We start from the raw sequence: 7,303 nt of genomic DNA on the forward strand, positions 1-7,303 counted from the left end.
ACGCCCCCCTCCCCCCCCCCCCCCCGCCGCCCCCCCCCCCCCGCTGCCGCTTGCCTACGGGCGGGCCGTGAAGGCGGCTTCCGTGAACTCCGTGACCTCGCTGAAGCCGAGCCGGCGGTAGAGGCGGACGGCGGTGGCGTTGTCCGCGCGGACGTTCAGCCCTATGTGGTCCACGGTCCTTCCCAGACGTCGGCACAGTGCGGCGACGCAGGCACTGCCGGCGCCCTGTCCGCGTACCCGCGGGTGCGTGGTGACGTTCCCGAGCGCGGCGACCCGGTACGCGGCCGAGTGGACGTGGACGCCCGCCACGGCGACCAGCTGCCCGTCCTGCCGCGCGCCGAGGTACTGGCCGGTGTCGAGCATGCGGTGGTCGAACCAGTTGCCCGGGTACGCCTGTTCGAACAGCTCGAGCAGTTCCGGGAGGTCGTCCCGGCTCAGCGGAGCGGGCCGCCACGGTCCGTCGGGATGCCGGTCGGTCGGCTCGGAGTCGGTCAGCGCCATCCGGAGCAAGGTGCTCCGCGAGTCCACGGCGTACGCGGATTCCAGTACCTTCGCGGAGTTTCCGGTCAGATGCCCGAGGAAGCGCCGGGGGAGTACGGGCAGCAGCGCCCCGGCCAGTTCCTCCAGCGCGGCCGCCTGCCCGGGGCGGGTGAAGCCCAGCAGCGTCGGGATGTCGCCGACGGCGTAGAGGAGTGCCACCGGGCCGTCCTCGGAGAGGGTGTACCAGCTGGTGTGGGGCCACGGCAGGTCGTCGAGGTCGCCGAGCTCCATCAGGTTCATGGCCGGGTCCCGTTCGAAGCGGGCGGCCAGGGCTGATCGGTCGTGAAGGCTGTGCAGGATCACCCGGACAGAGTACGGCGGACCCGGACCGGCCGGACGGCGAGGGGGTCACGGACGGCGGATGCGGCGGACGAGGAGGAAGCTCGGGCAGGGCGGACGCAGAGACGCCCCGCACCCAAACGGTACGGGGCGTCAGGATGCTACGGCTCAGAGCCGAGGCTCAGGAGCTGTGGCTCAGATGGGACGGATGTCCTCGGCCTGCGGGCCCTTCTGGCCCTGGGTGACCTGGAACTCGACCTTCTGGCCCTCCTGGAGCTCACGGAAGCCCTGGGCGTTGATGTTGGAGTAGTGGGCGAAGACGTCGGGGCCGCCGCCGTCCTGCTCGATGAAGCCGAAGCCCTTTTCCGAGTTGAACCACTTCACAGTTCCGGTGGCCATCTGAATGCTCCCTGTCGGGGACGAGGATCCTCGCTTGTGAGGACCCTTGGGTGTGGGTTGCTTGCCCTGGTCCTCCGACGCTTGGTGAAGCGGTACTTCGGACACACGACTGCCGATCACGAGGCATGATCTACCCACTTGCACGAGGAGGGCAAACCGATGATCGGTTTGCCCCGGCTTGGGGCCCCTCTCCGGGGGACGGACCACGGCCCGCGGTCGTGTCCGCGCCCGGTCGGGCGAGCCCGCCGCGGCGCGGGGCCGAGGGCGGTCAACATGCCCATGACCTGCACCCCCTAGGGTGGCCCTCATGGAGTCGTACACGATGGGGCAGGCCGCCGAGCTGCTGGCTGTGAGCGTTGACACGGTGCGGCGGTGGGCGGACGCGGACCGCTTCCCGACCCACCGGCAGGGCAACCGGCGCATCGTCGAGGGGCTCCACCTCGCGGCGTTCTGCGTGGAGGTCGCCCGGGAAGGCGCCGAGGGCGAGGACACCCCGTCCACCTCGGCGCGCAACGCGTTCCCCGGGATCGTGACCGCGATCAAGCTGGGCGGGGTCTCGGCGCAGGTGGAGGTCCAGGCGGGGCCGCACCGGGTGGTGTCGCTGCTGACCCGGGAGGCCGTCGAGGAACTCGGCCTGGAGCCGGGCGTGACGGTCACCGCCCGGGTGAAGTCGACCAGCGTGCACGTCGAACGCGGCTGACCGGCCTTGGACTGGGGGACGGGTCTGGCCGGCTTGGCCACCGGCCTGCTCATCGCGGTGATCACCGCGCCGGTCGGCGTGTCCGGGGCGGTGTTCCTGCTGCCCGTACAACTGAGCGTGTTCGCGGTCCCGAGTCCGGCGGTCACACCGACCAACCTGCTCTACAACGTGGTCGCCGGCCCCGGCGCGCTCCTGCGCCACCACCGCACCGGCACCCTGCACGGGCCACTGGTGCGCAGGCTGGTCCTCGGGACCCTGCCCGGCGTGGTCGTCGGCGCCGTCATCCGGGTGTTCGCGATCCCGGGCCCGGTCGTCTTCAAGGCCTTGGTGGCCGCATTCCTGCTGCCGCTCGGACTGTGGCTGATCCTCCGCACGCTCCTGCCGTCCCGGCGGTCCGGACGGGCCCGTGACGCACTGTCGCCGCGCGCGGTGACCGGCCTGGCCCTGGTCGTCGGCGTGGTCGGCGGGATCTACGGCATCGGCGGCGGATCCCTCCTCGGCCCCGTCCTGGTCGGCCGCGGCATGCCGGTCGCCCAAGTCGCCCCGGCGGCCCTGGCCTCCACCTTCGCCACCTCGGTGGTCGGCGCCGCCACGTACACCCTGCTGGCGCTCTCCGGGCCGGGCAGCATCGCGCCGGACTGGTTCCTGGGCCTGGCCTGCGGTGTGGGTGGACTCGTCGGCGGCTACCTCGGTGCCCGCCTCCAGCCCCGTCTGCCGGAGAAGGCCCTCCGGCTCCTCCTGGGCACCCTGGCCACCGCCGTCGGCACCCTCTACGCCGCCCAGTCGCTCACCTGAGACCCTTGCCGGACCCGGGAGCGGCTCCTCAGGCGCGGCGGTTCCGCCAGAGCCATGCCGTCGTGCCGGCCAGCAGGGCGAGCGTCGCCAGGTTGGCCAGGTTGGCCGCGGTGTCGCCCGCCGGTGCGGCGGCGAACAGCTTCCAGATGCCGATGGCGAGGGTCGGCAGGACGGCGGTGAGCAGTACGCCGGTCCACTTCCGTGCCGTGCTCCAGTGCACCGAGGTGCACAGGAGCACCGCGCCGATGACGCGGAACAGGGTGCTCAGGAACGCCGTGGTGTCGCTGTAGGGGAGGACCGCCGCGACGAGGAAGGGGACGGTCAGCATCAGGAGCGGGACCAGGGGGTGGACCTTGCCCTGCCGGACGGGTGCGCCGGCGCCGCTCTGTGCGGGGGCCTCGACGACCCCGTCGCCCGCCTCGGCCAGTGCGGTCGCCGCGATCGTACGGGGATCCCCCAGCTCCGCCAGGACCTCGCCGATCGTGACCTGGGGACGTTCGGCGCGGGTCACCTCGATGTGTTCGGCGAGGTCGGCGAGGAGTTCGCGGCGGCGGTCGGCGGGCAGTGCGGAGGCCTCGCGCTCGACGGTGGAGAGGTAGTCGCGTACGGGGTCGGCCGAGGTCTTCATGCGGAATCTCCGGTGGCGTGGTGCGGGGTGGCGAGGAAGGCGTCGACGGCGTTGCGGAAGCCGGGCCAGACGCGGGTGAACTCGTCGAGCGCGGCACGGCCGCTGTCGGTGAGCGCGTAGTAGCGGCGGGGCGGTCCGGAGGCGGACTCCTGCCAGGTCGTGGTGACCAGGTCGTCGCGGCGCAGCCGGGAGAGCAGCGGGTAGACGGTGCCCTGGCTGGTGGCGAGGGTGCCGGAGTCCTCGAGGGACTGGAGGAGCTCCACGCCGTAGCGGGGGCGGTCCCGCATCAGGGCGAGCACGCAGTACTCCAGAACCCCCTTGCGCAGCTGGGCGGCTGCCCGGGCCTGCTTGGTCGAATCACCTGGTTCCATGCGATGCAAGATACCTGGTGAGGCAACCAGCTGGGAAGGGGGGAACCGGGGGGTGTGGAACCGGGCACGGGGACGTGCCCCCGCCGGATCCACGTGGTCGATACTTGATCACGTGACGGGGGGAAGCACGGCGGTGGGTCGACCGGTGAAGGACTGGTTCGCCGCCAGGTCAAAGGGTGTGGGTGGTCGCATGGGCTCGCTGGTGACGTCGGAAGCCGTCGTGGCGCGCGAGGACAGGTTCGATTGGTTCTGCGAGACGGTGTCCAGCGATGTGATGCCGGTCATGCTCAGCACCCCGCACACGGCCGACTTCCGCGCGAAGATCACGGACCTGGACCTCGGCGCGGTGAGGTTGTCCTCCCTGTCCTGCTCACCGGTGCTCTCGCGCCGAACCGCGGCCCATGTCCGGCGCGGCGATCCGGAGCACTTCCAGCTGGCCCTCGTGACGCGGGGCCACGTCCGGATCTCACAGCGGGGCAGCGATTCGGTGGTCTCCGGGGGGCTCATGCTCACGGACACGTCACGGCCGAGCGCAGGGGCCTGCGTGGGCGGGCGGGTGGACACGATCGTGCTGCAGATCCCCCGACCGGCACTGGCGCTGCGCCCGAACCGGGTCGACCGCCTCCTCGCGCAGGGCCTGGCCGCGGACACGGGGTCAGGGGCGGTCCTTGCCGACTTCCTGAAAACCCTGCTCGTCCACGGCCCGCGCTGCGGCCCGGAGGAACTGCGCGGGATGGGGTCCGTCGCCCTCGACCTGGCCACCGCGTGTCTCGCACGGCAGCTGGGCGCCCTCGGTGAGGTGCCTGCCGAAGTGCGCACGCAGGAGACCCTGCAGCGGATCCACCGCTTCATCGAGAACAACCTCGGCGACCCGGCCCTGACCCCTCAGGCGATCGCGGACCGGCACAACATGTCCCTGCGCGCGCTCTACGCCCTCTTCGCGGGCCAGGACCTCAGCGTCGCGGCACGCATCCGCGAGGGCCGGCTCGAGCGAGCCCGCGCCGACCTGGCGCGAGCGGAACCGGGCGGTCAGCCCGTTCAAGTGATCGCGGCCCGCTGGGGATTCCCCAGCGCCTCCGCGTTCAGCCGGGCATTCCGCGAAGCCTACGGAACCACCCCTAGCGAACACCGGGCGTCGTCGGCGACCACCCCGGGGCGGGCCGCATCGCGCGGATGTTAGCTTCCTTCCCGTGGCGGATCATCGAGAAAAGACCAGGGCGGCCTACGACGGCGTCGTCGAGCTGTACGCGTCGATGTTCGCCGGCCGGCTGGAGACGCAGCCCTTCGCGCGAGCCATGATCACCACCTTCGCCGAGCTGGTGCGGGGGACGGGGAACCCGCGAGCGGCCGACGTCGGGTGCGGCCCCGGACACCTGACGGCCATGCTGCACGACCTCGGACTGGACGCCTTCGGGCTCGACCTCTCCCCGGCCATGGTCGACCACGCCCGCCGGGCCCATCCGGCGCTGCGGTTCGACGAGGCGCGGATGGAGGCCCTCCCCGTCGAGGACGGCGCGCTGGGCGGCGTACTGGCCCACTACTCGATGATCCACACCCCGCCCGGGGACCTGCCCGCGCTGCTCGCCGAGCAGGTCCGGGTCCTCGCACCGGGTGGCCTCCTCCTGGTCTCCTTCTTCGGGACCGAAGGCCCGGATCCGGTCCGCTTCGACCACAAGGTGACACCCGCCTACAGCTGGCCGGCGGACCGGCTCGCCGACTTGCTGACCGGCGCCGGCCTCGTCCCGTTCGCCCGGCTGCTCCACGACCCGGCCTCCGAACGCGGCTTCCTCGACGCCCACTTGCTGGCCCGTCGCCCGTAGAACGCGTACCGCCCCGAGCCGCCGAGCCCACTGCGCGAGCCACATCACAGCGCCCTCGTCCTCCGCACGCGCTTCCCGGTGTTAAGGTTTTGTCTGATCGATCTCGATCACAGGATTGTTACTCCCCGAGGTCACCGCTTTCGTCGCCACGCGACGTCAAGGTGGTGCACCGCTTGAGGGGAGGCAAGGCCTGGGTGGCGCCGCGTGCGCGACCCGGGCCTTTTTTGTTGCCCGGATCCGGGCGTGAGAGATCGCGAACCGAAGCAGGATGGCATCAGCCCCAGGATGCAAGGACGCATCATGAACACACCCGTAGCCGGACCCGGCACGCTCGCGGAGCAGATCCTCCGCGGCGTCGGCGGCGCCGAGAACATCGAGAGCCTCACGCACTGCGCGACGAGGCTGCGCTTCCAGCTCCACGACGGGGCGAAGGCCGACGCGGCCGCGCTCGATGCCCTCGACGGCGTCATGGCCACCGTGCCGCAGTCCGGTGACCGCCTGCAGATCGTGATCGGCGGAGCCGTCGCACGCGTCTACTCCGAGATCATGAACCTGCCGTCCATGGCGGGCGGCGCCGCGCCGGGCCCGAAGTCCGACGCCGACGTCAAGGCCGCGATGCGGGCCAAGAGCCGCGGCCGCTACGCCGTGGTCGACAACTTCTTCGAGTACCTGTCCGACTCGTTCCGCCCCCTCATGGGCGTCCTGCTGGGCTCCTCGCTCATCATCGCGATCGCCTCCGTCCTCGACGCCCTGGGCTTCGTCGACTTCCGCGCCGCGGACAAGTCCGCCACCTGGGTCTTCGTCGACGCCATGTGGCGCTCGGTGCTGTACTTCCTGCCGATCATGGTCGCCTACAACGCGGCCAAGAAGCTGAAGATCGACCCCTGGGTGGGCGCCGCGGTGATGGCCGCGGTGATGACCCCGAACTTCACGGGCATGCTCAACCCGAAGTCCGGCATCCCCGGCATCACCTGCACCACCAACGGGACCCTGGGCACCCAGGAGTGCGTGGCGCACGTCTTCGGACTGCCGATGCAGCTGAACGACTACGGCGGCCAGGTCTTCGTGCCGCTGCTGATGGTCGCCCTGCTCGCCCTGGTCTACAAGGGCCTGCAGCGCATCTTCCCGGAGGCCGTGCACCTGGTCTTCGTGCCGTTCTTCAGCATGCTGATCATGATCCCGATCACCGCGTTCCTCATCGGCCCGCTGGGCGTCTGGGCCGGCAACGGCCTCGGTGAGGGCCTGTCCTGGCTGAACGGCAACGCCCCGATCGTCTTCGCGATCCTCATCCCGCTGCTCTACCCGTTCCTGGTGCCGCTGGGCCTGCACTGGCCGCTGAACGCGCTCATGCTCGTCAACATCAACACCCTCGGCTACGACTTCATCCAGGGCCCCATGGGCGCATGGAACTTCGCCTGCTTCGGCGCCACCGCCGGTGTCCTGCTGCTCTCGCTGCGCCACCGCGAGAAGGAGATGCGCCAGACCGCGACCGGAGCCCTGGCCGCGGGCCTGCTCGGCGGCATCTCCGAGCCGTCGCTCTACGGCATCCACCTGCGCTTCAAGCGGATCTACCCGCGCATGCTCGTGGGCTGCCTCGTCGGCGGCGTGATCGTGGGCGTCCTGGGCGGCGTGGACACCAAGGCCTTCGCCTTCACCTCCCTGCTGACCATCCCGGTCTTCTCCCCGATGGCCACCTACGGCATCGCGATCACGGCCGCCTTCTTCGTCTCGATGGCGCTCGTGTACTTCTCCGACTTCCGCACCCCGGAGG

9 protein-coding genes are annotated in these 7,303 nt (G+C 71.1%); 5 read left to right on the top strand and 4 right to left on the bottom strand.

The genetic code is table 11. The annotated features are described in order from the left end of the window. Positions 1–54 precede the first annotated feature (54 nt). Together ACFWBW_RS37020 and ACFWBW_RS37025 are read right to left on the bottom strand one after the other, a co-directional pair. Complete coding sequence (locus ACFWBW_RS37020; protein WP_385382647.1) at positions 55–843, bottom strand: GNAT family N-acetyltransferase; 789 nt, start codon at positions 841–843, stop codon at positions 55–57. Between the two features lie 171 nt (positions 844–1,014). Next, positions 1,015–1,218, bottom strand: coding sequence for a cold-shock protein (locus ACFWBW_RS37025; protein ID WP_385382650.1), 204 nt, complete (start codon positions 1,216–1,218; stop codon positions 1,015–1,017). A gap of 307 nt (positions 1,219–1,525) precedes the next feature. On the opposite strand from ACFWBW_RS37025, the gene ACFWBW_RS37030 reads away from it, so the two are divergent. Then, positions 1,526–1,918 carry a molybdopterin-binding protein gene (locus ACFWBW_RS37030; RefSeq protein ID WP_385382653.1) on the top strand — a complete coding sequence of 131 codons (393 nt, stop codon included), beginning with the start codon at positions 1,526–1,528 and terminating at the stop codon, positions 1,916–1,918. 6 nt (positions 1,919–1,924) lie between these two features. Then, the gene (locus ACFWBW_RS37035; protein ID WP_385382656.1) at positions 1,925–2,713 is read left to right on the top strand and encodes a TSUP family transporter; all 789 of its coding nucleotides are present in this window, start codon (positions 1,925–1,927) and stop codon (positions 2,711–2,713) included. Positions 2,714–2,741: 28 nt separating this feature from the next. Here ACFWBW_RS37035 and ACFWBW_RS37040 read toward each other — a convergent pair whose 3' ends face one another. Together ACFWBW_RS37040 and ACFWBW_RS37045 are read right to left on the bottom strand one after the other, a co-directional pair. Next, a complete protein-coding gene (locus ACFWBW_RS37040) occupies positions 2,742–3,341 on the bottom strand; it encodes an HAAS signaling domain-containing protein (RefSeq protein WP_385382659.1) in 600 nt (199 codons plus the stop codon). Next, entirely contained in the window at positions 3,338–3,712 is a 375-nt protein-coding gene (locus tag ACFWBW_RS37045; protein ID WP_385382662.1) for a PadR family transcriptional regulator, read from the bottom strand. The genes ACFWBW_RS37040 and ACFWBW_RS37045 overlap by 4 nt, the downstream gene beginning before the upstream one ends. A gap of 190 nt (positions 3,713–3,902) precedes the next feature. Between ACFWBW_RS37045 and ACFWBW_RS37050 the strand changes: the two genes are divergently transcribed. From ACFWBW_RS37050 to ACFWBW_RS37060, 3 genes are all read left to right on the top strand, one after another. Beyond that, complete coding sequence (locus tag ACFWBW_RS37050) at positions 3,903–4,892, top strand: helix-turn-helix domain-containing protein (RefSeq protein WP_385382665.1); 990 nt, start codon at positions 3,903–3,905, stop codon at positions 4,890–4,892. Positions 4,893–4,902: 10 nt separating this feature from the next. Next, a complete protein-coding gene (locus ACFWBW_RS37055; protein ID WP_385382668.1) occupies positions 4,903–5,532 on the top strand; it encodes a class I SAM-dependent methyltransferase in 630 nt (209 codons plus the stop codon). Between the two features lie 300 nt (positions 5,533–5,832). Continuing rightward, positions 5,833–7,303, top strand: a 1,471-nt coding sequence (locus ACFWBW_RS37060; RefSeq protein WP_385382671.1) for a PTS transporter subunit EIIC, incomplete at its 3' end; no start/stop codon positions are given.

This window comes from Streptomyces sp. NPDC059957 (assembly GCF_042730015.1).
Classification (GTDB): domain Bacteria; phylum Actinomycetota; class Actinomycetes; order Streptomycetales; family Streptomycetaceae; genus Streptomyces.

Bases quoted from the DNA above. Each gene is read 5' to 3' on its own strand.
- ACFWBW_RS37045 (WP_385382662.1), bottom strand. From the start codon at position 3,712: ATGGAACCAGGTGATTCGACCAAGCAGGCCCGGGCAGCCGCCCAGCTG.
- ACFWBW_RS37025 (WP_385382650.1), bottom strand. From the start codon at position 1,218: ATGGCCACCGGAACTGTGAAGTGGTTCAACTCGGAAAAGGGCTTCGGC.
- ACFWBW_RS37040 (WP_385382659.1), bottom strand. From the start codon at position 3,341: ATGAAGACCTCGGCCGACCCCGTACGCGACTACCTCTCCACCGTCGAG.
- ACFWBW_RS37030 (WP_385382653.1), top strand. From the start codon at position 1,526: ATGGAGTCGTACACGATGGGGCAGGCCGCCGAGCTGCTGGCTGTGAGC.
- ACFWBW_RS37050 (WP_385382665.1), top strand. From the start codon at position 3,903: ATGGGCTCGCTGGTGACGTCGGAAGCCGTCGTGGCGCGCGAGGACAGG.